This is a genomic window from Limnohabitans sp., assembly GCF_031539105.1.
Lineage (GTDB): Bacteria > Pseudomonadota > Gammaproteobacteria > Burkholderiales > Burkholderiaceae_C > Limnohabitans.
Map to the genome: position 1 here is coordinate 51,517 of NZ_JAVKLM010000024.1, position 22,840 is coordinate 74,356.

General features: G+C 56.0%; 22 protein-coding genes and 1 riboswitch. Of the genes, 17 read left to right on the forward strand and 5 right to left on the reverse strand.

The features are described from left to right. Genes RMR24_RS07530 through RMR24_RS07540 form a run of 3 tightly spaced genes read right to left on the reverse strand, consistent with a single transcriptional unit; the run spans position 1 to position 1,020 of the window. The gene (locus RMR24_RS07530) at positions 1-189 is read right to left on the reverse strand and encodes a hypothetical protein (RefSeq protein WP_310614464.1); all 189 of its coding nucleotides are present in this window, start codon (positions 187-189) and stop codon (positions 1-3) included. 16 nt (positions 190-205) lie between these two features. Then, positions 206-493: a TIGR03643 family protein gene (locus tag RMR24_RS07535; protein ID WP_310614465.1), complete on the reverse strand. Its 288-nt coding sequence runs from the start codon at positions 491-493 to the stop codon at positions 206-208. A gap of 29 nt (positions 494-522) precedes the next feature. Beyond that, positions 523-1,020 carry an Rrf2 family transcriptional regulator gene (locus tag RMR24_RS07540; RefSeq protein ID WP_310614466.1) on the reverse strand — a complete coding sequence of 166 codons (498 nt, stop codon included), beginning with the start codon at positions 1,018-1,020 and terminating at the stop codon, positions 523-525. A 118-nt stretch (positions 1,021-1,138) separates the two neighbouring features. On the opposite strand from RMR24_RS07540, the gene RMR24_RS07545 reads away from it, so the two are divergent. Next, a complete protein-coding gene (locus RMR24_RS07545) occupies positions 1,139-2,125 on the forward strand; it encodes a MerR family transcriptional regulator (protein WP_310614467.1) in 987 nt (328 codons plus the stop codon). Here RMR24_RS07545 and RMR24_RS07550 read toward each other — a convergent pair. Beyond that, positions 2,122-2,913: a hypothetical protein gene (locus RMR24_RS07550; protein ID WP_310614468.1), complete on the reverse strand. Its 792-nt coding sequence runs from the start codon at positions 2,911-2,913 to the stop codon at positions 2,122-2,124. The two genes, RMR24_RS07545 and RMR24_RS07550, sit on opposite strands and share 4 nt — an antisense overlap. A gap of 121 nt (positions 2,914-3,034) precedes the next feature. On the opposite strand from RMR24_RS07550, the gene RMR24_RS07555 reads away from it, so the two are divergent. Genes RMR24_RS07555 through RMR24_RS07585 form a run of 7 tightly spaced genes read left to right on the forward strand, consistent with a single transcriptional unit; the run spans position 3,035 to position 8,390 of the window. Further along, complete coding sequence (locus RMR24_RS07555; protein ID WP_310614469.1) at positions 3,035-3,403, forward strand: DUF2237 domain-containing protein; 369 nt, start codon at positions 3,035-3,037, stop codon at positions 3,401-3,403. Continuing rightward, on the forward strand, positions 3,394-4,065 hold the full coding sequence (locus tag RMR24_RS07560; RefSeq protein WP_310614470.1) for a heme-binding protein: 672 nt from the start codon (positions 3,394-3,396) through the stop codon (positions 4,063-4,065). Before RMR24_RS07555 ends, RMR24_RS07560 begins: the two co-directional genes overlap by 10 nt. Then, the gene (locus RMR24_RS07565; RefSeq protein ID WP_310614471.1) at positions 4,062-4,736 is read left to right on the forward strand and encodes a 4a-hydroxytetrahydrobiopterin dehydratase; all 675 of its coding nucleotides are present in this window, start codon (positions 4,062-4,064) and stop codon (positions 4,734-4,736) included. Before RMR24_RS07560 ends, RMR24_RS07565 begins: the two co-directional genes overlap by 4 nt. Positions 4,737-4,755: 19 nt before the next feature. Then, positions 4,756-5,103 carry a hypothetical protein gene (locus tag RMR24_RS07570; protein ID WP_310614472.1) on the forward strand — a complete coding sequence of 116 codons (348 nt, stop codon included), beginning with the start codon at positions 4,756-4,758 and terminating at the stop codon, positions 5,101-5,103. A 46-nt stretch (positions 5,104-5,149) separates the two neighbouring features. Further along, positions 5,150-5,242, forward strand: a complete 93-nt coding sequence (locus RMR24_RS13520) for a DUF2256 domain-containing protein (protein ID WP_405023322.1) — start codon at positions 5,150-5,152, stop codon at positions 5,240-5,242. After that, positions 5,239-6,831, forward strand: coding sequence for an FAD-binding domain-containing protein (locus RMR24_RS07580; RefSeq protein ID WP_310614487.1), 1,593 nt, complete (start codon positions 5,239-5,241; stop codon positions 6,829-6,831). Before RMR24_RS13520 ends, RMR24_RS07580 begins: the two co-directional genes overlap by 4 nt. Positions 6,832-6,842: 11 nt before the next feature. Then, positions 6,843-8,390: a cryptochrome/photolyase family protein gene (locus tag RMR24_RS07585; protein ID WP_310614474.1), complete on the forward strand. Its 1,548-nt coding sequence runs from the start codon at positions 6,843-6,845 to the stop codon at positions 8,388-8,390. Between the two features lie 57 nt (positions 8,391-8,447). On the opposite strand, the gene RMR24_RS07590 is transcribed toward RMR24_RS07585, so the two are convergent. Beyond that, a complete protein-coding gene (locus RMR24_RS07590) occupies positions 8,448-10,679 on the reverse strand; it encodes an NADP-dependent isocitrate dehydrogenase (protein ID WP_310614475.1) in 2,232 nt (743 codons plus the stop codon). A gap of 269 nt (positions 10,680-10,948) precedes the next feature. Here RMR24_RS07590 and RMR24_RS07595 point away from each other — a divergent pair, with 269 nt between their 5' ends. The 9 genes from RMR24_RS07595 (at position 10,949) to RMR24_RS07635 (ending at position 22,209) form a co-directional block, all read left to right on the forward strand. Next, positions 10,949-12,733, forward strand: a complete 1,785-nt coding sequence (locus tag RMR24_RS07595; RefSeq protein ID WP_310614476.1) for a nitrite/sulfite reductase — start codon at positions 10,949-10,951, stop codon at positions 12,731-12,733. Positions 12,734-12,771: 38 nt separating this feature from the next. After that, positions 12,772-13,143, forward strand: coding sequence for a DUF934 domain-containing protein (locus RMR24_RS07600; protein ID WP_310614477.1), 372 nt, complete (start codon positions 12,772-12,774; stop codon positions 13,141-13,143). 7 nt (positions 13,144-13,150) lie between these two features. After that, a complete protein-coding gene (locus RMR24_RS07605) occupies positions 13,151-13,906 on the forward strand; it encodes a phosphoadenylyl-sulfate reductase (protein ID WP_310614478.1) in 756 nt (251 codons plus the stop codon). A gap of 22 nt (positions 13,907-13,928) precedes the next feature. Continuing rightward, a complete protein-coding gene (cysD, locus tag RMR24_RS07610; protein ID WP_310614479.1) occupies positions 13,929-14,879 on the forward strand; it encodes a sulfate adenylyltransferase subunit CysD in 951 nt (316 codons plus the stop codon). After that, a complete protein-coding gene (locus RMR24_RS07615; protein WP_310614480.1) occupies positions 14,879-16,141 on the forward strand; it encodes a GTP-binding protein in 1,263 nt (420 codons plus the stop codon). The genes cysD and RMR24_RS07615 overlap by 1 nt, the downstream gene beginning before the upstream one ends. A gap of 103 nt (positions 16,142-16,244) precedes the next feature. After that, positions 16,245-16,571 carry a ferredoxin FdxA gene (gene fdxA, locus RMR24_RS07620; RefSeq protein ID WP_108283995.1) on the forward strand — a complete coding sequence of 109 codons (327 nt, stop codon included), beginning with the start codon at positions 16,245-16,247 and terminating at the stop codon, positions 16,569-16,571. A 19-nt stretch (positions 16,572-16,590) separates the two neighbouring features. Next, positions 16,591-17,646 carry an NAD(P)/FAD-dependent oxidoreductase gene (locus tag RMR24_RS07625; protein ID WP_310614481.1) on the forward strand — a complete coding sequence of 352 codons (1,056 nt, stop codon included), beginning with the start codon at positions 16,591-16,593 and terminating at the stop codon, positions 17,644-17,646. 23 nt (positions 17,647-17,669) lie between these two features. Then, positions 17,670-17,772, forward strand: a riboswitch (TPP riboswitch). 72 nt (positions 17,773-17,844) lie between these two features. Continuing rightward, positions 17,845-20,022: a TonB-dependent siderophore receptor gene (locus tag RMR24_RS07630; RefSeq protein ID WP_310614482.1), complete on the forward strand. Its 2,178-nt coding sequence runs from the start codon at positions 17,845-17,847 to the stop codon at positions 20,020-20,022. 87 nt (positions 20,023-20,109) lie between these two features. After that, positions 20,110-22,209, forward strand: a complete 2,100-nt coding sequence (locus tag RMR24_RS07635; protein ID WP_310614483.1) for a TonB-dependent siderophore receptor — start codon at positions 20,110-20,112, stop codon at positions 22,207-22,209. The last annotated feature ends 631 nt before the right edge of the window (positions 22,210-22,840 follow it).

Genomic DNA, 22,840 nt, shown 5'->3' on the forward strand with positions numbered 1-22,840 from the left:
TCAAGACTTTGGGGCCACGGATTCGTTGTGTGCGGACTGCGTCTGTGGCATGCCGTTATTGCCAGCGGTGGATGCATTCAACTTTTGAAAACACATTTTCTCGCCATCCCAGCTTTGGCCGCACCAACACACGCCATCGGCGTTGATGATGCAAGTTCCAGTGCCACAGCACCTTGGGTCTTCACTCATACAAATCCTTCACGTTTTAACAGTTCGCGCGACGATGGTCGGCAATGGCATGGTCATCAAACTTCATGTCAGGACTTCTCAAAGCGCGGTGCTTGGTGAGTCGCCCCTTCACGCGCATGCGCCACAACTTGAAAGAGCTCGGGTTGAGTTCGCTGCGCATCAGTCGAATGACATCGGACTCGCTTAACCCCAGGCGTTCTTGGATGGTTTCAAAAGCGGTTCTGTCCTCCCACGCCATTTGAATCACCGCCGACACGTCACCGGGCGTGAGACGCGCGAGTCGTTCAGCGGATGTGGGCTTCATGTGGCGTGCCTCAATGTGTCAATGACGTATCAAAACGACATGTGCAGCTGAAACACCGAATTGGGTGCCTTGGGCATGAAAGGCGTGGGCAAGGGTTTGAACTTGAAGCGCCCAAACTCTTGCACATACGACTTGACCTCGACCGAGGTGTAGTCCACAAAGTCTGACAAGGTGAAATTGCTCAAGGTATCTTGCACGATGCGCTCAAGCCCCAATTCATAACTGGCCAAGGCCACAGGCTCAGCGCCGTCGGACAAGGGCGTTTCATGGAATGTGCGCTCAAACACCGCGGCGATGTCCCAAATTGAAATCAAGGACACGTCGCCGCGAATCATGTAACCGCCGCCAGGCCCTTTCATGGCGACCACGATCTGATGGTCTTTGAGGGGCTTGAGGATGTTTTCTAAATACGAAATGGACAAGCCCAATCGCGGTGACAGCTCAGTGGTGGTCACATAGCCCGCGCTTTGCTGACCCGCAAGAAACACGCAGACCTCGATGGCATTGATGGTTTTTTTCGAAATCATGGCTAAAACTCCTGTTGCGTAGGATTTTGAGACATTTATCTACGCAAGCCAAGTTATTTCTACTCAATACGCATATTTCGACATATTATCTACTCAACTCCTACTCAAAGGTGCTATTTTGGAACTTGCTACATCGTCCACGGGTCCGCTTTACCGCATAGGCGCGGTTTCTAAAACCACGGGCATTCCCGTGTCGACCCTGCGTATTTGGGAAACGCGCTACGGCGCATTCAGTCCCGTCAAGACCGAGGGCAAGCAGCGCTTGTTTGAGGAGCGCGACGTGTCCAAGGCAATTTTGCTCAAACAACTCTCCGGCGAAGGCCATGCCATCAGCGCCATCGCGGGCTTGGCCTTAGAAGCCTTGCGGCGCATGAGCAATTTGCAACGCACTGCACATCCACAGCTGGCCCCCATAGGACAGCCCGTGTCGCTGGCTGTGGTGGGTTTGAGCATGGCCAACCGCATTGAGTCCAAAAAATTTGTTGCGGGCCTCAAGCGCCACCAAATCAAAGTCACCAATGTGTTGGTCGACTTAGAAGCTGCCAGCCAAGCGGCCTTCACAGACCAACCACAAGTGCTGTTGATCAAAATCAACACACTCCAAACACCGGTGCACGCCACGATTCAGGCGCTGATTCAGCAACACAAGTTTGCGCAAACCATCGTCATTTACAACTTTGCAACCGAAGCGGTGGTGCAAGCCATGAAGTTTTCAGGTTTGATCGTGCGACGCGAACCCCTCTCTGACAGCGAATTGGCCGAGCTGTTGCAGTCTGTGTTGTTTGTCGACCAAGCTCGCGCACAAGAGTTTGGCACCAGCGGTGCCGTGATTGCCAGCCGAAAATATTCAGACGAAACACTCAGCCGCGTGGCAGGCATTTCCACCAATGTGCTGTGTGAATGCCCCAAGCATGTCGCCGAGCTCATTTCACAGCTGGCCAGCTTTGAGCAATACAGCCAAGAGTGCCTGAATCGAAACGCAGAAGATGCGCACCTGCATGCTTACCTGCGTTCTATTTCGGGCTCTGCACGTTCGTTGTTTGAAAACGCCTTAGAGAAAATTGCTGCGCATGAGGGGATTGATTTGCGCGAGGGTGCGGGCTAAGCAGCTTGGAGGGCCTGCAACCACAAGCTGTCGATCTCGCTGAGTTTTGTTTTGTCAAACTCTGCCTCTCGCTCCCAATAACGACCTGAAGGCACCATGTAGCCCAACGCTTGTTCCGCTTGCAACACTTGCGTCACCGCCTTGGCGTCAAACAACTGGCTTTGGCGGTTCAACATGTCTTGGCAAAGCGACTGGCTTGCAAATTCAGGCATGGACACGCGGGGGAACAACAGGCGTGACTCTGGCAATTGAGACAAGTTCACCACCGCACATTGTTGAGAATGCGCAAACGACAAAAAGCGAACCGACTTCGCCTCTAACGATTGCAAAGTCACATCAACGCGCAAGGGGTCTGGCGTGCCTTGGCCATAAAAGTGCGAGGACTGGCCCGCTGCTGTGGCGTAAACCATGTCACACCCGACAAAAGCCAAGATGTCAGGCTTTAATGCGCCCAAGGCCCAGTAGCCCGCCGTGAACGCCATGGTACCGCCGGCATACACGAAGCCGCCAAAGTTGTTTTGCTGCGGCACAAAATCGGACGCTTCAACGAGCCGCTGCTGGGGCAGCAAGGGTAGCGGTGGCAGGCGATTGGAAGGAAAGTCTTCTGGGTAAACCAAGTAGTCCCAGTCGGGGGTGATTTGCCAAGCGTTGTTGATGGCCACACGGTGCGTGAAAACAGACAGATCCCAATTTTTCGCCAGCAAGGCGTCTGGCGCACTGCCGAGGACCAACACAATTTTCAAACCATTTGTCACGTTGACTTCCGTTTCTTGAACACGTTCAAACATTTGCCGAGTACACATACTGCCAGATCTCTGTGACACACAATGTGCAAATGCAAGCAGGATGGTAGGGGCGATCGATAGCCATTGCGAACCAAAGGTTGGAACGCATTCATAAAATCAAAAAATGACCATGAAAACAGACATACGCAACGTTTTGGGTACCGCCCTTGTCCCCTGCTCTTACGACCCGCTCACTGGCTATTACCGCGACGGCTGTTGCAACACCGACGCGCACGACCAAGGCAGCCACGTGGTGTGCGCCAAGGTCACGCAAGCGTTTTTAGATTTCTCGCTGATGCGTGGCAATGACCTCATCACCCCGCGTCCCGAACATCGCTTTGCGGGCCTGCGAGACGGTGACCGTTGGTGCTTGTGTGCGATGCGTTGGAAAGAGGCTTTGGACGCAGGCTTTGCACCACCGGTGGTGTTGGAATGCACGCATGCCAAAGCGCTTGAGTTTGTCACCCTGGAGCAATTGCAGTCATGCGCTTAAACACACACACCCTGCTGGCACTTCTGGCGCTTTTGGCCGGATTTTTATGGATGGAATCTGCGATGGCCACGGAAGAACCCCACTACGACGTGCGTATCTCGCAAGCCCCCTTCGAGCTGCGCCATTACGCGCCCACCTTGATTGCCCAAACCCTCGTGGACGGCGACATGGATGAGGCATCGAACAAAGGCTTTCGCCTGATCGCCGATTTCATCTTTGGCAACAACCTCGCTGTGGGTTCAGACCAAACCGCCAAGATTGCCATGACGGCCCCTGTGACCGTGGAGCCACAGTCTTCAAAAATTGCAATGACTGCGCCTGTCACCCTTGAGCCTCAGTCTCACGACACCAGCGTCGCGGGCGCCAAACAATGGCGCATTCACTTTGTGATGCCCAGCCAGTACACCATGGCCAACATTCCCAAGCCCAAGAACAGCGCGGTGATCTTGCACGAGGTGCCGCGCAAGTACTTTGTGGTGCATCGCTACTCGGGCTTCAACTCCATGGCACGGGTGCAAGAAAAAACCAACGAGGCACTGGCTTGGGCCAAGCAACAGTCGCTGAAAGTCGTGGGCACACCACAGCTGTCGCGCTATGACCCACCATGGACGCTGCCTATGTTCAGACGCAACGAAATCATGGTGGAAGTGGCTGCGCCATGAACACCAGCTTGCCAACTTCAGTGCATGCCTGCGTCGAGCTGCGCGATCTGCGACTGACGACAAACATTGGCACCTACGGTCCCCACGATGTGGTGCCTGATGCACACGTGCTCGACCTCACACTTTGGCTCGCGCCAAGCTGGGTGTTGATTCCCCAAGATGGCATGGCCCACGTGTTTGACTACGACCCCTTGGTGGCCGAGATCAATCGCCTCGCCGCCGATGGGCATTACGAAACGCAGGAACGCCTCATCACGCGCATCGTGGATGCATGCGCAGCCCACTTAGAAATAGAAGCGTTAGACATTGGCTTGCGCAAGTCGCCTGTGCACCAAGGTACGGGCTCACTGGGTGTGCGCGTGTCGGTGGATGCAAAAACGCTAAGCGCACTGCGCCAGGCACAGCTGGCGATGAACTCCCTCTCGGGGTGGACGCTTGAAACACACGCGAAGCACCACACGCCCTGCCTTTACAAAAGCTGGACACTCCCTAACTTTGAGGCAGCGGTGGTGCGGTTCAACCAAATCGCACAGCTGGCTCAGGCACAAGACCATCACCCCGAAGTGCTGTCAAGCTACACGCATTTGCAGGTGCGTATTTGGACTCACGACACGGCGGGGTTGACAGACAAAGATTTCAAACTGGCTCGCAGCATCGACGACATCACTTGAAGCAGACCTACACACACCCATGAAATACCTCAAAAAGCTCGACGGCTTTCAACGCTCACCCGCTGGCCTCGAGTGGCAAATTTGGAAAAAGCTGCACATCATTTTGGCGGTCGGCACCGCCCTGCCACTGTTGGCCAGTGCCGGCGCGTATGTGTTGGATGGACTAGATCCCGCCACACAAAATGCGCGTGCCGTGGAGCAGTTTTTTTATGTCATGCTGGGTCTGGTCATGCTGCACTGGACCTTGGTGCTGACCCTCGCCATTGGCTGCGTGATTGTGATGTTGATGAAAGGCCCCGCCTACGTGGCTGACGCCTACCCGATGGAAGAACCACCCCGTGACGCAGAAACAAAGTTTCAAAGGTAACAAACAAAGCCTGCCCAGCAAGCCTTGCAAAACCTGCGGGCGTGACATGACGTGGCGCAAGGCTTGGGCTAATAACTGGGAGCAGGTGTTGTACTGCTCGGACGCTTGCCGCAAAAACAAATCGGCCACGCCGCCATGAGCTACGCGCTGGTTTGGTTCAAGCGAGACCTGCGCTGGCAAGACCACGCGGCATTGGCCCAAGCGGCACAGCAGGGGCCAGTGCGCTGCATTTATGTGGTGGAGCCCGAGCTGTGGCTGCAACCCGACGCAGCCTTGCAGCACTTTGAGTTTGTGCGTGAGTCATTGCAAGCCCTTGATGACGCGCTGCGATTGCAAGGCGGCTGCCTTGAGGTGCACACGGGTGAGCTGCCCGAGGTGTTGAGCCGAATTTGGACGCAAGCCCCCTTTCGTCAACTGCATGCACATCAAGAAACTGGCAACGGCTTCACCTACGCACGCGACCTGAGGGTGGGCGCTTGGTGCCAAACGCATGGTGTGGGTTGGCACGAGTATCCGCAGTTTGGTGTGGTGCGCGTGTTGAAAAACCGCAACCTGTGGCAGCCCGCTTGGGAGCGTCACATGGCAGAGCCTTTGCAAGATGTGGGTGAGTTGAAATTTTGGCAGTCACCAGCCAACACACTGACAAACCACCCATGGTGCACACCCGCGCAGATGCAAGCCCCCGCACACCTGCAACACAACCCGCCGCTGCGCCAACGCGGCGGCCGCCCCTTGGCACTCGCCACACTGCACAGTTTTTTACATGCCCGCAGCTTGGGCTATCGCGGCGGCATTTCGTCGCCACTGTCGGCACCCGATGCGTGTTCGCGCTTGTCGGCTTACTTGGCGTGGGGCTGCATCAGCATGCGCGAGGTGGTACAACACACGCGGGCACAGATCGCCCAACTGCCACCCAGCGCCAGCCGCCACCGCGCAGGATTGACGGGCTTCATCAGCCGTTTGTATTGGCACTGCCACTTCATTCAAAAGTTAGAGAGTGAGCCCGCCATCGAATGGCACAACATGCACCGTGGCTACGACAATTTACGCGAACACGATTTCAACGAAGCGCACTTCGAAGCCCTCAAAGCCGCCCGCACCGGCTGGCCCATGGTGGACGCATGCGTGACCATGCTGCGCGAGACGGGCTGGCTCAACTTTCGCATGCGCGCCATGTTGGTATCGGTCGCCGCTTATCCGCTGTGGCTGCATTGGCGACCTGTGGGCGAGTGGCTGGCCACACAGTTTTTAGACTACGAGCCGGGCATCCACTGGAGCCAGTTGCAAATGCAATCGGGCACCACAGGCATCAACACCACGCGCGTGTACAACCCCATCAAGCAAGCACAAGACCACGATCCGCACGGCCGCTTTGTGCGGCAGTGGCTGCCCGAGTTACGGAAAGTGCCAGACACTTGGCTGTTTGAACCTTGGCTCATGCCGCACACCATGCAGGCACACCTTGGCGTGTTTGTGGGCACTGACCTGGCGCAACCCGTGGTCGACTTAACCCAAGCGACACGCGAAGCGAAGCAATTGCTGCACAGCCGACGCCAAACCGACGAGGTCAAAGCTGCGAAGAAAGCCGTGGTCGACAAACACGCGTCGCGCAAAAACTGGGGCACAAGCACAAGCAAAAGCTCACGCCGCACACCTGCACGCAAAGCAACACGAGCCTCTGCCGACACCACCCAAGCTGCCAAAGCGCAACTTGGTTTTGATTTTTAAAAGCGCTCGACATGACCACACCCCGCCAACGCCTCATCCTCATCTTGGGCGATCAGCTCGACGAAGACGCCTCCGCTCTGCAAGGCTTTGACCCCGCGCACGACACACTGTGGATGGCCGAGGTGTTGGAAGAATCCACACACATCCCCTCGTCCAAACAACGCACCACGGTTTTCTTAAGCGCCATGCGCCACTTCGCCGCACATCTGCAAGCGCGGGGCTGGCCGCTGATATACAGCCAGCTCGACGACCCGCAGAACACGGGCACGTTGGCCAGTGAGTTGGCCAAAGCCATTGCCCAAGTGAAGCCCAACAGCTTGGTCATGACCGCCCCCGGCGACTGGCGTGTGTTGCAAAGCCTGCGCGCTGTGGCCCAACAACACGACTTGGCGCTGGAGATCAAAGACGACACACATTTCTTCAGCACCGTGCGCGACTTTGCCGCCCACGCCGAAGGTCGCAAGCAGCTGCGCCTTGAATACTTTTACCGAGAGCTGCGTCAGAAAAACGGCATCCTGATGGAAGGCAAAAAGCCCATCGGCGGCCAATGGAACTTTGATGCCGACAACCGAGGCAGCTTTGGCAAACAAGGCCCAGGCCTGCTGCCCGCGCCCACACGCGTAGCCCCCGACACCATCACCCAAGACGTGATGCGTTTGGTCAACAACCAACTGGCGCACCACCCCGGCTCTATCGCGCAGTTTGGCTGGCCCGTCACACGCGCACAGGCCTTGGTGGCTCTGGACGAGTTCATCACCCACCGGCTGCCCAGCTACGGCCTCTACCAAGACGCCATGTGGGAAGGCGAAGTGTGGCTGTACCACTCGCACCTCTCGTGTGCGTTGAACCTGAAACTGCTCAACCCACGCGAGGTGTTGGCGGCGGCAGAAGCCGCGTTTCACAAGGGCCACGCGCCACTGCAAGCGGTGGAAGGTTTTGTGCGGCAAATCTTGGGCTGGCGTGAATACGTGCGTGGTATTTACTGGACGCAGATGCCCGACTATGCCGAGGGCAACGCCCAGCAAGCGCACGAACCGCTGCCCAAGTTTTACTGGACAGGCGACACCGACATGGCCTGCTTGCGCGACGCCATCACACAGACTCTGCAGCACGGCTATGCGCACCACATCCAGCGTTTGATGGTGACCGGCCTGTATGCGTTGCTGCTGGGCGTTGAGCCCAAGCAAGTGCACCAGTGGTACCTCGGTGTGTATGTGGATGCCGTGGAATGGGTGGAGTTGCCCAACACCTTGGGCATGAGCCAGTTTGCCGATGGTGGCCTGATGGCCAGCAAGCCCTATGTGGCCAGTGGCAAATACATAGACCGCATGAGCAACCACTGCAAAGGCTGCCGCTTCAACCCCGCTGAATCTTCGGGCGACACGGCCTGCCCCTTCACCACCTTGTATTGGGATTACTTGGGTCGCCACACCGACATGCTGGCCAAAAACCCGCGCATGTTGATGCAGCTGAAAAACCTCAACCGCCTCACGCCCGAGCAACGCGAAGCCATTGCCACACAAGCACAAACGCACCGTGCCCAACCTCGCGCCCAATAAAAAGCCCCCCAAGCTGGAAGGCTTGGAGGGCTTTGAGACCCAAAGCAGCTTGGAAGCTTAGACGCTAGCCAAAGCAGCGTTCAGCGTGGCGCTTGGGCGCATCACAGCCTCAAGCTTCTTCGCATCAGGCATGTAGTAACCACCGATGTCAACAGGCTTGCCTTGCACCGCATTGAGCTCGGCGACGATTTTCTTTTCGTTGTCGGTCAGGCTCTTTGCCAAAGGCGCGAACTTGGCGGCCAAGTCTTTGTCATCCGTTTGTGCTGCCAACTCTTGCGCCCAATACATGGCCAAGTAGAACTGGCTGCCACGGTTGTCGAGCTGACCTGTTTTGGGCGATGGGTTTTTGTTGGTGTCCAACAATTTGCCAGTCGCTGCATCCAAGGTCTTGGCCAACACGGTGGCTTTGGCATTGCCGTTTTTCAGACCCATGTCTTCGAAAGACACGGCCAAGGCCAAGAACTCGCCGAGTGAATCCCAACGCAAGTGGTTTTCTTCCACCAACTGCTGCACGTGCTTGGGTGCTGAACCACCCGCGCCTGTTTCGTACATGCCGCCACCGGCCATCAAAGGCACGATGGAGAGCATCTTGGCAGAGGTGCCGAGTTCCATGATGGGGAACAGGTCGGTCAAGTAGTCACGCAAGATGTTGCCGGTCACCGAGATGGTGTCCAAGCCACGGCTCACGCGCTCCAAGGTGTAGCGCATGGCGCGCACTTGAGACATGTGCTCGATCTGCAGACCTTTGGTGTCGTGGTCTTTCAAGTACAGGTCGACCTTTTTGATCAACTCGTTTTCGTGAGGACGGTATGGATCCAACCAGAAGATGGCAGGCATGCCAGAGTTACGTGCGCGGGTCACAGCCAACTTCACCCAATCACGGATGGCCGCGTCTTTGACTTGGCACATGCGCCAGATGTCGCCTTCTTCCACGTTTTGGCTCAACAAGACTTCGCCTGTGGCCAAGTCGGTGATGTTGGCCACGCCGTCTTCTTGAATCTCGAACGTCTTGTCGTGTGAACCGTATTCTTCAGCTTGCTGAGCCATCAAACCCACGTTAGGCACAGTGCCCATGGTCTTGGGATCGAAGTTGCCATGCCACTTACAGAAGTTGATCATCTCTTGGTAGATACGGGCGAAAGTCGACTCAGGCATCACAGCCTTGGCATCCTTCAGGCGACCATCGGCACCCCACATCTTGCCGCCGTTGCGGATCATGGCAGGCATGGATGCGTCCACGATGATGTCGTTGGGTGAATGGAAGTTGGTGATGCCTTTGGCCGAGTCGACCATGGCCAACTCTGGGCGGTGTTCGTGGCAAGCGTGCAGGTCACGCTTGATTTCGTCTTGCTGGCTTTGTGGCAAGGCGGCGATCTTGTTGTAAAGATCGGCCATGCCGTTGTTCACGTTCACGCCCAGTTCGTCAAACAACTTGGCGTGCTTGGCAAATGCTTCTTTGTAGAAAATCTTCACGCAGTGACCGAACACGATGGGGTGAGACACCTTCATCATGGTGGCCTTCACGTGCAAGGAGAACATCACGCCAGTCTTGTGCGCGTCTTCGATTTCTTGTTCGTAAAAAGCTTCCAATGCCTTTTTGCTCATGAACATGCTGTCGATGATTTCTTTGTCGAGCAAAGAAACCTTGGGCTTCAAGATCACGGTCTTACCGCTCTTGGTGATGAGTTCCATCTTCACGTCACGGGCTTTGTCCAAAGTCAAAGACTTTTCACCGTGATAGAAGTCGCCGTGGTGCATGTGTGACACGTGCGAGCGAGAGGCTTGGCTCCACTCGGCCATGCTGTGTGGGTTCTTGCGAGCGAACTCTTTCACAGCGCGGGGGGCGCGGCGGTCAGAGTTGCCTTCGCGCAAAACAGGGTTCACCGAGCTACCGATGCACTTGGAGTAGCGAGCCTTGATGGCTTTTTCTTCATCGGTGGTGGGGGCATCTGGGTAGTCGGGCAAGGCATAGCCTTTGGACTGCAACTCTTTGATGGCGGCTGTCAACTGGCCCACGGAGGCGCTGATGTTGGGCAACTTGATGATGTTGGCTTCTGGCTTCAAAGTCAGCTTGCCCAAGTCGGACAAGTTGTGGGAAACGCGTTGCGCTTCAGGCAACAGGTCAGAAAACTCACCCAAGATACGGGTTGCCACAGAGATGTCGCTGGACACCACGTCAATGCCAGCAGGTGCGGCAAATGTGCGAATGATTGGCAAAAAGGAAGCCGTCGCCAACAAGGGGGCTTCGTCAGTCAGGGTGTAAACAATTTTGGATTTTTCAGCAGCCATTGCTCGTTCTCATTCTTTGTTTGGATAAGGTGAAAGAAATACTGGGTACGACCCATATTATCCACGGCACTTTAGCCCACCCGAACCTGCGCTTTGCTTACGCCCCACCCTGCTGAAAATGCCTTATTCCGATTTGGCATATATGTAGAACTAAGAAATCGTTGGTTTTGGCATAAAGACAGTCCAAAGTACGTACCATTCCAATGGTTGATTCGGCTAGCTCGTATTAGCCGTCGTTTGGTTTGCCTAATTTTTAGTTGAGTTCTTAGATGTATCAATACACCGCCTTCGATTCAGAGTTCATCAAAGCACGCGCTGCGCAGTACCGCGACCAACTGAGCCGTCACTTGGCTGGCAAATTGCCAGACAGCGACTTTCGTCCTTTGCGTTTGCAAAACGGCTGGTACGTTCAGCGTTATGCCCCCATGCTGCGCGTGGCCGTGCCTTACGGCGAACTCAACAGCGCGCAGCTGCGCGTGCTGGGCCAAATCGCCCGCGACTACGACACGCCGTCGGCTGAACTGATGGAGCGTGCACAAAGCACACAAGACAAGATTGGTGGCATTGACGCACCGAAGTTGACCACCAACTACGGCCACTTCACCACCCGACAAAACGTGCAATTCAACTGGATTCCCTTGGACAAAAGTGCTGACGTGATGGAGCTGTTGGCCAGCGTCAACCTGCACGGCATCCAGACCAGCGGCAACTGCATTCGCAACATCACCAGCGACGAGCGTGCTGGCATTGCGGTGGACGAAGACGTTGACCCACGCCCCTACGCCGAAGTGCTGCGCCAGTGGAGCACCCTGCACCCCGAGTTCGCCTACCTGCCCCGCAAATTCAAAATCGCCATCACCGGTGCGACCGAAGACCGCGCGGCCATTGAGTGGCACGACATTGGCCTGCGCTTGCTGCGCGATGACGAAGGCAATGTGGGCTTCAAAATTTTTGTGGGCGGCGGCATGGGCCGCACGCCCATCATTGGCACAGTGATTCGTGAGTTCTTGCCATGGAACCAAATCATCAACTACCTTGAAGCAGTAGTGCGCGTCTACAACGGCTGGGGCCGTCGCGACAACATCTACAAAGCGCGTATCAAAATTTTGGTGAAGGCCGAAGGCCAACGCTACTTTGATGAAGTAAACGAAGAGTTTGACCGCATCTTGGAAAGCGGCGCCCACCACACCATTCCACAAACCGAGCTCGACCGCGTGACCGCTTGTTTTGTCTTGCCCCCTGTTGACGTGGTGTCCGACGAAGCCCAAGAAAAGGCCGAGCAAGCCTTGCTGGCACAAGCCAAGGCTGACAAAGAATTCACCCGTTGGCTGCAACAAAACGTGACCAGCCACCAAAACCCTGGCCTGCGCGTGGTCACCTTGTCGTTCAAGCGTTTGGGCCAAGCCCCAGGCGATGCCACAGCCGACCAGCTGGCCATTGCAGCCGACTTGGCTGAAAAGTACAGCTCAAGCGAAGTGCGTGTGAACCACGACCAAAACTTGGTGCTGCCTTGGGTGCGCATCGACCAATTAGCCGAGCTGTACCAAGCCGCCAAAGCCGCAGGTTTTGCCCGCGCCAATGTGCACTTGCTGACCGACATGATTGCCTGCCCCGGCGGCGATTACTGCGCTTTGGCCAACGCCCGTTCGTTGCCCATCGCTGCGGCCATCACCGAGCGTTACCAAGACCTCGACGAGTTGTTTGACTTGGGCGAAATCGACCTGCACATCAGCGGCTGCATCAACTCGTGCGGCCACCACCACAGCGGCCACATCGGCATCTTGGGTGTCGATAAAGACGGTCAAGAGTGGTACCAAGTGACGCTTGGCGGCTCGGACGGTTCGTTCTTGAGCGGCCCCTCCAAAGCCGGCAAAGTGGTCGGCCCCTCATTTGCCGCGGCCGAAGTGGTCGACGTGGTGGAAGCGGTGCTAGACACCTACCGCGACAAGCGCGAAGGCCACGAGACCTTTGCACGCACCTTGAACCGCGTGGGCTTTGATGTGTTCAAAGCTGCGGCCAACTCAGCCCGCAACGCCACCGCCCGCGCCAATTAAACACATGGCCTAAACCTGAACCAGATAAGAGAAGAACCATGAGTCTGCAAATCATTTCCCAACACACGTCTGAAGGTGCCAACGCACGCGCGGTGGCCAACGACGTGGACGTGCAAACCCTAGACCTCGAAGGTTTGGAGCGCATCGACCTGAACTTCCCCAAGTTCACCGATGGCCGAGCCTTTAGCCAAGCCTTTGTGCTGCGCCGTCGCGGTTTCACCGGCGACATCCGCGCCCACGGCGATGTGCTGATTGACCAACTGTTGCAAATGCAACGCAGCGGTTTTTCGAGTGCGGTGCTGCGCGAGGACCAAGACGCTGCGCATGGTGAAAAGCTGTTGGGCTTGTACACGCGCTTTTACCAAGGCGATGCGTTACACGCCACACCCCTCTTTGCGGATGCAGCTTGACATCTTTATGAGCCAATCCTCTTTTCTCTCGTCCAACAGCTCAGCCAAAGCCACCACGCTGAACGCCCGTGCCAGCGACGACTTCGCCGCCAAACTGGCTGAGACCCAAGCGCTACTGCAACGTGCAGCGTCTGAGTTTTCGCCCGTCACGCAGGCCTCCAGCCTCGGCGCTGAAGACGTGGTGATCACGCACCTCATCAACAGCTTGCAGCTCGACATTCCCGTGTTCGTACTCGAAACAGGCGCGCTGCACACCGAGACCTTGTCCTTGTTAGAGCGCACCGAGGCGACCTCACGCGCGCCCATCAACGTGTATCGCCCTGAGCATGAATCAGTCATCCAGTTTGTGCGCGACCAAGGCCAAGACGCGATGTACAAAAGCATTGAGTTGCGCAAAGCCTGTTGCGGCATTCGCAAGATGGAGCCGCTCGCCCGCGCCCTCAAAGGCCAACGCGCTTGGATCACCGGCTTGCGCCAAGAGCAATCCAGCGCACGCGCCGATGTGCCACTGCAAGACGACAGCGAAGTTGCCACCAAGAATTTGAGCAAATTCAACCCCCTGGCCAAATGGACCTGGGGCGATGTGTGGCACTACATCGCCACAAACAACGTGGACTACAACCCACTGCACGACCAGTTTTTCCCCAGTGTGGGCTGCGCGCCTTGCACCCGCGCCATCAGTTTGGGCGAAGAGTTTCGCGCCGGTCGCTGGTGGTGGGAAAGCAGCGACCTGAAAGAGTGCGGTTTGCACGTGAAGAAATAAAAGTTAGATACCGAGAAACGCCATGAACGCCACAACCCAAACCGAGTTGCACCACTTAAGCAACGCCCACCTCGACGCGCTGGAAGAAGAAACCATCTTCATCTTGCGCGAAGTTGCCGCCGCCTTTGAGCGCCCCACCCTTTTGTTCTCGGGTGGTAAAGACTCGCTGGTCATGCTGAGGTGCGCGGAGAAAGCCTTTGGAGGAAAAACAAGCCCCTCCGGTAGCGGCCGCATTCCCTACCCACTGTTGATGATCGACACAGGCCACAACTTCAAGGAAGTGACCGACTTCCGTGACTCACGCGCCAAAGAGTTGGGCGCTGAGCTGATCGTGCGCAGCGTCGAAGACTCGATGAAAAAAGGCACCGTGCGTTTGGCCCATCCCGGTGAGAGCCGCAACGTCCACCAATCGGTCACGCTGCTCGAAGCCATCGAAGAGTTCCGCTTCGACGCCCTGATTGGTGGCGCACGCCGTGACGAAGAAAAAGCACGCGCCAAAGAGCGCATCTTCAGCCACCGCGACAGCTTTGGCCAATGGCAGCCCAAGGCACAACGCCCCGAGTTGTGGGCCTTGTTCAACCACAAGTTGCAGCCCGGCGAGCACTTCCGCGTGTTCCCCATCTCCAACTGGACCGAGTTGGACGTGTGGCAATACATCGCCCGAGAAAAAATTGCACTGCCTTCGATCTACTACACACACAAACGCGAAGTGGTAGACCGCCGCGGCCTGCTGGTGCCTGTGACCGAACTCACGCCACCCAAAGACGGCGAAGAAGTGGTGGTACGTGACGTGCGTTTCCGCACCGTGGGCGACATCACCTGCACCTGCCCCGTGGAAAGCACGGCAGCCACGCCAGAGCAAATCGTCATTGAGACTTTGGCTGCAGACGTGAGCGAGCGCGGCGCGACGCGCATGGACGACAAAACATCTGAGGCTTCGATGGAGAAGCGTAAAAAAGACGGGTATTTCTAATGAACGCACTTAAATTCATCACCTGCGGCTCGGTGGACGACGGCAAAAGCACCTTGATCGGTCGCCTGCTGGTCGACACCAAGGCAGTGCTGCAAGACCACTTGGCGGGCGTGCAACGCTCGGGCGAGACCGACCTCGCTTTGTTAACCGACGGCCTCTCAGCTGAGCGCGAACAAGGCATCACCATCGACGTAGCCTACCGCTACTTCAACACCGAAGCCCGCAAGTTCATCATTGGTGACGCGCCCGGCCACGAACAATACACACGCAACATGGTGACTGCCGCTTCTAGCGCTGACGCTGCCGTGGTGTTGGTCGATGCCATCAAGCTGGACTGGAAAAACCCAGCTTTAGAGCTTCTGCCCCAAACCCGCCGCCACTCCTTGCTGGTCAACCTGCTGCGCGTACCCTCCGTCGTGTTTGCCATCAACAAACTCGACGCCGTGGCAGACCCGGCCTTGGCCTACCAAAACATCGAAACTGCTTTGCGCAAATTCGCCAAAGAAGCTGGCATCACCATCACAGCGATGGTTCCCGTGTCAGCCCTCAAGGGCTGGAACGTGGTAGACACCACCAACGCCGACCAAGCCAACTGGTGCGGCTACAGCGGCCCTAGCCTGTTGAGCATCTTGGAAGAGTTGCCCAACACGCCTGCAGAGACCGAGGTGGCTTTCAGCTTCCCCGTGCAGTGGGTGGAAAAGTTTCACGACTCAGGCGTGACCAGCCAAGGCCGCCGCGTGTTCTGGGGCCGCGTGGCCACTGGCAGCATTGAGCCAGGCCAGACCATCAAGGTCTTTCCAAGCGGCCAAACCGCTGTGGTGTCGCAAGTGCTGTCAGCCACACGCGAGCCACAAAACAAGGCTGCGGGCCACAGCGCCGGCATCGTGCTGGACCGTGAAGTTGACGTGTCGCGTGGCGACTGGTTGCTGGCGGCCGAGGGAAGCCCCGAAGGCCAGCGCCAACTCAACACCACCGTGGCTTGGATGGACGACGAGCCCTTGGTGGCAGGTCGTGTTTACTGGGCTTTGCACGGCCACCGCTGGGTGAAAGCCAAAGTGCAACGCGTGGTGCACCGCTTAAACGTCAACACCTTGGCCGAGGAAGAAGCCACCGAGCTGGCCCCCAACGCCATTGGCCACGTAACTCTGGCCTTGCAAGAGCCTTTGGTCACGCTGCCTTTTCTGCAGTCGCGCATCTTGGGCGCGCTAGTGTTGGTGGACACGGCCACGCACAAGACCTCAGGCGCTGTGTTGGTGAACTAAACCGCCTCAAAGCCACGCTTTGATTCCCGTTTAAAATCAAAAAATGGCGCAGCAGCCACACATTGCAGCTGCGCCCTCTTTTTTACCCATCGATTGAATAGACATGACGCACGTAGTCACCGAAGCCTGTATCCAATGTAAGTACACCGACTGTGTGGACGTTTGTCCCGTCGACTGCTTTCGCGAAGGCCCTAACTTCCTCACCATCGACCCAGACGAATGCATCGACTGCGCGGTGTGTATCCCCGAGTGCCCTGTAAACGCCATCTACGCAGAAGAAGACGTGCCAGAAGGCCAAGAACACATGACCAAGCTGAACGCTGAGTTGTCACTCATCGGTTGGCCCAGCATCACCAAGCGCAAAGCGCCCATGGCCGATGCAGACGCATGGAAAGACAAGACCGGCAAGCTCGCCGAACTCAAGCGCTAAGCACAACGCGCACCGCCCCATGACGGCACATACGGTGACGGCAACCACGATTCACAGCGACGCCGTCATCGTGGGCGCAGGCCCGGTGGGTCTGTTTCAGGCTTTTCAGCTGGGCCTACAAGACATTCGCAGCCACATCATTGACGCACTGCCCCATGTGGGCGGTCAGTGCGTTGAGCTGTATGCCGACAAACCGATTTACGACATTCCTGGCATCCCTGTGTGCACGGGCCGTGAGTTGGTAGCACAGTTGCAAACCCAAATCAAACCTTTTGCACCGACGTTTCACCTCAATCAAGAAGTGACAGAGGTTGAGCGTTTAGAGGGTGACCAAATTTCTGTTCGCACCTCGGCTGGCCAACACTTCATGTGCAAGGTGCTGTTCATCGCCGCAGGCGTGGGTGCGTTTCAAGCACGCAAGTTGAGCGTCGAGGGCGCCGCTGAGCTGGAAGGCACGCATCTGCATTACCGCTTGGGCGATGCCTCACGCTTTGCGGGCCAAGATGTTGTGGTGATGGGTGGTGAAGAAGCTGCCGTGGCTGCTGCGTTGAAACTCACACTGCAAGCACAAGCGCCTCGCAATGTCACACTCATGCACCGCCGCGACGTGTTTGTTGCTGAGCCCGTGCTATTGCAAGCCATGCGTGATGCGGTAGCGGCTGGCAAGCTGCAACTGCAAATCGGCCAACCCACAGCCATGCTGAGCCATGCGAATCAGCTGAACGCCTTGCAAGTGGCCACGCCCGATGGGCAAACCATCGAACGCCCCGCACAGCATGTGCTGGCATTTTTAGGCCTCTCGCCCAAGCTCGGCCCTATCGTCAATTGGGGTTTGGCGATTGAACGCAAACAACTGGTGGTCAACACCGAAACCTTTGCCACAGACGTGCGCGGCATCTTTGCAGTGGGCGACATCAACACCTACCCCGGTAAAAAGAAACTCATCTTGTGCGGCTTCCACGAAGCCACGCTCGCCGCTTTTGGTGCGGCCGCCATCGTGCATCCCACACGAAAAACCCTGCTGCAATACACGACAACATCGACCGAACTGCACCGGCTGTTGGGGCTGGTTTAAAATTTACATCGCGTTAGAAATAACGCATTCGCTAGGGGTGTTGAAGCCGTCACCGACTTCGACTGAGAAAGTCCCTTTGAACCTGATTGAGGTAATCCTCGCGCAGGGAAGCTTGGTCTTACAACGAGGCTCTTGACTCACAAGAGCTCGCACTCGTTTCAAAGTCAGCCGACCTGTCATTACGTTTAAGGAAACGTCATGGCAAACCATTCGCTATTTTTCAAAGCCACGCGCATTTCTGCGGCAGTGGCTATCTGCTTTGCATCGAACGCGTGGGCGCAGCAAACACCCACCGAAATCACCATCACCGACAAGCTGCCCGCGCGCGTGTCTGGCTTTGGTGATGTGCCTGCGCAAGAGCTGCCTTTCTCAACCACCACCATCACCAACGCCACACTGCAAGACATTGGCGCACGCCGTGTGTCTGACGCCTTGCACCTAGATGCATCTGTCAGCGACAGCTACAACTCGCCTGCTTATTGGGACATATTGAGCGTGCGCGGCTTCACGCTAGACAACCGCTACAACTACCGCCGCGAAGGCATGCCCATCAGTGCAGAAACCATGATTCCCATGGACAACAAAGAGCGGATTGAACTACTCAAAGGCACCAGTGGCATCCAAGCAGGCACTAGCGCCCCCGGGGGATTGGTGAATTACGTGGTCAAGCGTGCGCCAGCCAGCGCAGAGCAACCCATTCGCAACATCACCATGAGCTATGGTCAGGGCGATAACCGTTCTGTTGCTGCCGACTTGGGTGGACGCTTTGGTGAAGTGGCTGAGTTTGGTTATCGTTTCAACGTGGCCCATGAAGACCTCAACCCCTACATTCGCAACACAAAGGGCCATCGTGATTTGGTGGCTTTGGCGATGGACTGGCGATTGAAGCCAGGCACTGTGATTGATTTTGAATTTGAGCAATCCCACCGAGAACAAATTGGCATCAATGGCTACAGTTTGCTCGGCGGCGTATTACCCGCCCCTGTTGACCCACGTGTCAACCTGACACGCCAGTCTTGGAGCATGCCTGGCGTGTTTGATGCGATGACCGGCTCAGTACGTATCCGCCAAGAGCTTGACTCAGTGTGGCGTTGGACCACGCAATATGGTGCACAACGACTCAAAACCGATGATCGGTTGACCTATGGATTTGGATGCGGCGCTATCTGGGACTACAGTCAATACTGCGCCGATGGTAGCTTTGACTTGTATGACTTCCGCAGTGAAAACGAAAGACGCCTGACAGACGCTTTGCAGACAGAAATCGCAGGCAAGTTACAACTCGGGCAATTGCAACACGAGTTGGCTATTGGATTTTCACGTCAGCGCCAACTTGACCGCATGCCGCCCATGCAGTCATACAACTACAACAGCACGCCAGGCTCTGTCTTCACACCTTTCAACAGCTCGGCCAGTCCCAATTACGTCACGCCCAACACAAACCGCAGCGAATACAGCACAGAGTTGAGCATTAAAGATCGCATACAACTGTCTAACACCACTTCGGTTTGGGCCGGTTTACGAAACGTGTCCTACAACCGAAGCAGTGTGCAAAATGAACACACAGATCAGACTGTGCTCTATCCTTATCCGGACTTGTACCCCAATGCCAAGCAATTTACTGGCAGCATTAATGTGCCTTGGATCGGCATCTCGACACGCATGATGGGCATGATGTCTTATGCCTCCCATGGCCAAGGGGTTGAGCAATTTGTCACACCCAACACAGCCTCTTTCGGACCCAATGCGGGCACCCAACTTGGCATCGGCAGAAGTCGACAAACAGAATTTGGCTTGCGAAGCCTACCAACCACGAATCAATTGGAATGGAATGCTGCCGTATTTCAAATATCGCGCCCATACGCACATGACCTGTTCGATGGCCCCAACTACAGCACCCGCTACATAGATGGCACACAAACCCACCAAGGCCTAGACCTAGGGGCTACATGGCGCAACAGCGCGTGGAAGTTGGGCGCTCAAACACAATGGCTTTATGCCAAGCTCACAGATGTGCAACTAAGTCCAGAGAATGTAGGTTCAACACCACTCAACACGCCCAAATTCGTACTCCGTGGCATGGCCGAATACCGCTATGCAAGTGTGTCTGGGTTGCGCACTGGCCTGCGGGTTTCGCACGAGGGTCAACGCAACGTCACAGAAGGTGGCAGCGTCATGTTGCCGAGCTGGACGACCTTGGATGCCTCAGCACATTACGACACCAGGGTGAACAACATTGCATCCACTTGGACGCTGGCCATCGATAACTTGGAAGACAAACGCTATTGGCGTGAGTCCCCTAAGCAATTCGGCCATTACTACCTCTACCCCGGTGCCCCTCGCACCTTCAGGATAAGCGCTGAATTCAGGATGTGATAAATCCAATAAAATCATCACATGCATTCAAGGTTTAGTAAGTTTCCAGTTTCTGAATTACAAGGCCTCGTCTTACTCTGTTTGGCAATGGGCTCATCCGTTTGGGCCCAAGCCAACACGACTGAAATCACCATCACTGCAGAGCCTCCCCTTCGGGTGTCAGGCTTTGATGATGTGTCACAGCAAGCCCTGCCGATCAGTGTCAGCGCGATCAATCTCGAAACCTTGCGCGACATCGGCGCACAACGCATCACCGATGCGCTGCGCCTTGATGCCTCGGTCAGCGACAGCTACAACCTGCCTGCCTATTGGGACAAGCTCAGCGTGCGTGGCTTTGCGCTGGACAACCGCTACAACTACCGCCGTGAAGGCCTGCCCATCTCGGCTGAAACCATCATCCCGATGGACAACAAAGAGCGCATCGAATTGCTCAAAGGCACCAGTGGTATTCAGTCTGGCACCAGTGCGCCGGGTGGGTTGGTGAACTATGTGGTCAAGCGCGCACCGAATGATCCAGAAAAAACCATTCGCGATGTCACGCTGAGCTACGGCCCCGGCAACAACCGCTTGGCGGCAGCAGACTTGGGTGGTCGCTTTGGGCCAGAAGCTGGCTTTGGTTACCGCCTCAATGTGGCCCATGAAGACCTTGACCCCTACATTCGCAACACCAAGGGTTACCGAAATTTGGTGGCACTCGCCATGGATTGGCGCATCAATGCCAGCGATCGTTTGGAATGGGAATTTGAGCAAAGCCACCATGAGCAAATTGGGGTGAACTTCTACAGCCTGCTTGGGCCAGGCAGCCACGCCCTGCCCGCCCCGGTGGATGGCACGCGCAACATCACTCGACAACCCAGTTCGCGGCCGGGTGTGTTTGATGGCCTGACGGGCACCGTACGCCTCAAGCACCAGCTAGACAACGGCTGGCGGTGGGACACGCAATACGGCGTGCAACAACTTCGCGCAGATGACCGCTTGGTCTATGCCTCTGGCTGCGCCACGGCTCCGACCGACAGGTTTTGTGCCAATGGTGATTTTCAAATCCGCGACTATCGCAGCGACAACGAGCACCGCAACAGCGAAGCGCTTCAAACCGAGCTAAGGGGTCACACGCAACTCGGTGGCCTTGAGCACAAACTCAAGTTCAGTGTGATGCGGCAGCGTCAGATCAACCGCATGCCTGCCGTTTATACCGACAACTTGGTGGGCATCACCAACAGCATCAACGGTGGCTTAACGCCGGCCAACCCAGCAGATAACCGCGCAGCGCCCAATACCAACATCAGTGACTACAACACCGAATTAGCCGTCAACGACTATGTGCAGCTGACCGAGAAGACCACTGCCTGGCTAGGCCTGCGACACACGCAACTGAGCCGCCAAAGCGTGCAATCCGATGCACAACATGAGGTGAAAGACACGCGCGGCATCAGCACACCATGGGTAGCTTTGAGCCACCAACTCAGTCCCAGCTACTCCGTCTATGCCAGCTATGGTCAAGGCCTAGAAGCAGAGGCCACACCCAATCTGCCCAACTACACCAACAAAGGCCAGCCCCTACCTGCACTTCGCAGCACACAGCGCGAAGTGGGCGTGAAAAGCCAACATGGTCCAACCCTTTGGCACGCCACTTGGTTTGACATCACACGCCCAGCCACCGCCAATGCCGGTGGTGCTTGCGGCTACGACTCAGCGGCCAATACCTGCACCCGTCAAATCGATGGGCAAGCGCACCACCAAGGCCTAGAGCTAAACACACAGACCAAGCTCGACCAGTGGAGCTTTGGCGGCAGCGCCATGTGGCTTGATGCGAAACGCGAAGATGCCACCGTACAAGCCAACCTCAACGGCCAGCGCCCCATCAATGTGCCCAAATACATTTTGCGCGGGATGACTGAATACCGTTATGCCACTTTGCCAGGCCTACGCACGGGCTTGCGCCTGTCTCGCGAAGGTGAGCGCAACGTCACAGAAACAGGTGACATCATGCTGCCGGCCTGGACCACGCTTGATGCCACCACGCACTACGACACCAAAATAAACAGCACAGCTTCGAGTTGGACATTGGCCATCAACAACCTCGCCAACAAACACTACTGGCGTGAATCGCCCCGTCAATATGGGCAGTACTTTCTGTATCCAGGCGCACCAAGAACAGTTCGTGCCACTGTTGTGTTTCACCTCTGAAAATGGCGCAAAAAATGCGCTATAATTTTTTTATTCCTCGATAGCTCAGTTGGTAGAGCGCCGGACTGTTAAGTCCGCGGCATTAGGAAAACCCCCATTACCTTGATAAAAAAGTCGTTTAATTTCAACGACTTATAAAACGCTTTTAACCTGAAGTATCAATTACACGGTTATTACACGAATAGTTCGCAGGCCTCTCATATTATGGAAAGTTGCATATCGCAACTTTTCCAGTCTCACCTCTACTTTTGACTTTGGCGTCGTCATTTTTGCTCCGCCCTACTTACTCGGTTACAAAGTCAAAAAACTAAGATTTCGGGTTTGCTAACTTTTACGTTTTCACTAATCTCGAAGAACCCTTCCGATACTCTGGGACTCTTCCCTGAACGGTTGCCCAGCCAGTGTGGTCGAAACTAAATTTGTGTGACTTTCAATTGCGTAAACGCATTTGCTTAGGCTAAGCAACTTTTGAAGAATCACATGACAAATGAAAGGCGGATTCAAGGACGAAGTGCAACAAAGATGAACTGGTTATAGGTGGCTGAGGATGCGAGAGCATCATGGCCGCTTTAACCGCCAAGTCGAAGTTGCCCAATGTACAAGCACCTCAGCCGAGAAGAACGATACCAAA

Excerpts from the sequence above, each read along its gene's own strand:
- RMR24_RS07530 (WP_310614464.1), bottom strand. The coding sequence starts at position 189 with ATGAGTGAAGACCCAAGGTGCTGTGGCACTGGAACTTGCATCATCAAC.
- RMR24_RS07535 (WP_310614465.1), bottom strand. The coding sequence starts at position 493 with ATGAAGCCCACATCCGCTGAACGACTCGCGCGTCTCACGCCCGGTGAC.
- RMR24_RS07540 (WP_310614466.1), bottom strand. The coding sequence starts at position 1,020 with ATGATTTCGAAAAAAACCATCAATGCCATCGAGGTCTGCGTGTTTCTT.
- RMR24_RS07550 (WP_310614468.1), bottom strand. The coding sequence starts at position 2,913 with ATGTTTGAACGTGTTCAAGAAACGGAAGTCAACGTGACAAATGGTTTG.
- RMR24_RS07555 (WP_310614469.1), top strand. The coding sequence starts at position 3,035 with ATGACCATGAAAACAGACATACGCAACGTTTTGGGTACCGCCCTTGTC.
- RMR24_RS07560 (WP_310614470.1), top strand. The coding sequence starts at position 3,394 with ATGCGCTTAAACACACACACCCTGCTGGCACTTCTGGCGCTTTTGGCC.
- RMR24_RS07565 (WP_310614471.1), top strand. The coding sequence starts at position 4,062 with ATGAACACCAGCTTGCCAACTTCAGTGCATGCCTGCGTCGAGCTGCGC.
- RMR24_RS07570 (WP_310614472.1), top strand. The coding sequence starts at position 4,756 with ATGAAATACCTCAAAAAGCTCGACGGCTTTCAACGCTCACCCGCTGGC.
- RMR24_RS13520 (WP_405023322.1), top strand. The coding sequence starts at position 5,150 with ATGACGTGGCGCAAGGCTTGGGCTAATAACTGGGAGCAGGTGTTGTAC.
- RMR24_RS07580 (WP_310614487.1), top strand. The coding sequence starts at position 5,239 with ATGAGCTACGCGCTGGTTTGGTTCAAGCGAGACCTGCGCTGGCAAGAC.
- RMR24_RS07585 (WP_310614474.1), top strand. The coding sequence starts at position 6,843 with ATGACCACACCCCGCCAACGCCTCATCCTCATCTTGGGCGATCAGCTC.
- RMR24_RS07590 (WP_310614475.1), bottom strand. The coding sequence starts at position 10,679 with ATGGCTGCTGAAAAATCCAAAATTGTTTACACCCTGACTGACGAAGCC.
- RMR24_RS07595 (WP_310614476.1), top strand. The coding sequence starts at position 10,949 with ATGTATCAATACACCGCCTTCGATTCAGAGTTCATCAAAGCACGCGCT.
- RMR24_RS07600 (WP_310614477.1), top strand. The coding sequence starts at position 12,772 with ATGAGTCTGCAAATCATTTCCCAACACACGTCTGAAGGTGCCAACGCA.
- RMR24_RS07605 (WP_310614478.1), top strand. The coding sequence starts at position 13,151 with ATGAGCCAATCCTCTTTTCTCTCGTCCAACAGCTCAGCCAAAGCCACC.
- cysD (WP_310614479.1), top strand. The coding sequence starts at position 13,929 with ATGAACGCCACAACCCAAACCGAGTTGCACCACTTAAGCAACGCCCAC.
- RMR24_RS07615 (WP_310614480.1), top strand. The coding sequence starts at position 14,879 with ATGAACGCACTTAAATTCATCACCTGCGGCTCGGTGGACGACGGCAAA.
- fdxA (WP_108283995.1), top strand. The coding sequence starts at position 16,245 with ATGACGCACGTAGTCACCGAAGCCTGTATCCAATGTAAGTACACCGAC.
- RMR24_RS07625 (WP_310614481.1), top strand. The coding sequence starts at position 16,591 with ATGACGGCACATACGGTGACGGCAACCACGATTCACAGCGACGCCGTC.
- RMR24_RS07630 (WP_310614482.1), top strand. The coding sequence starts at position 17,845 with ATGGCAAACCATTCGCTATTTTTCAAAGCCACGCGCATTTCTGCGGCA.
- RMR24_RS07635 (WP_310614483.1), top strand. The coding sequence starts at position 20,110 with ATGGGCTCATCCGTTTGGGCCCAAGCCAACACGACTGAAATCACCATC.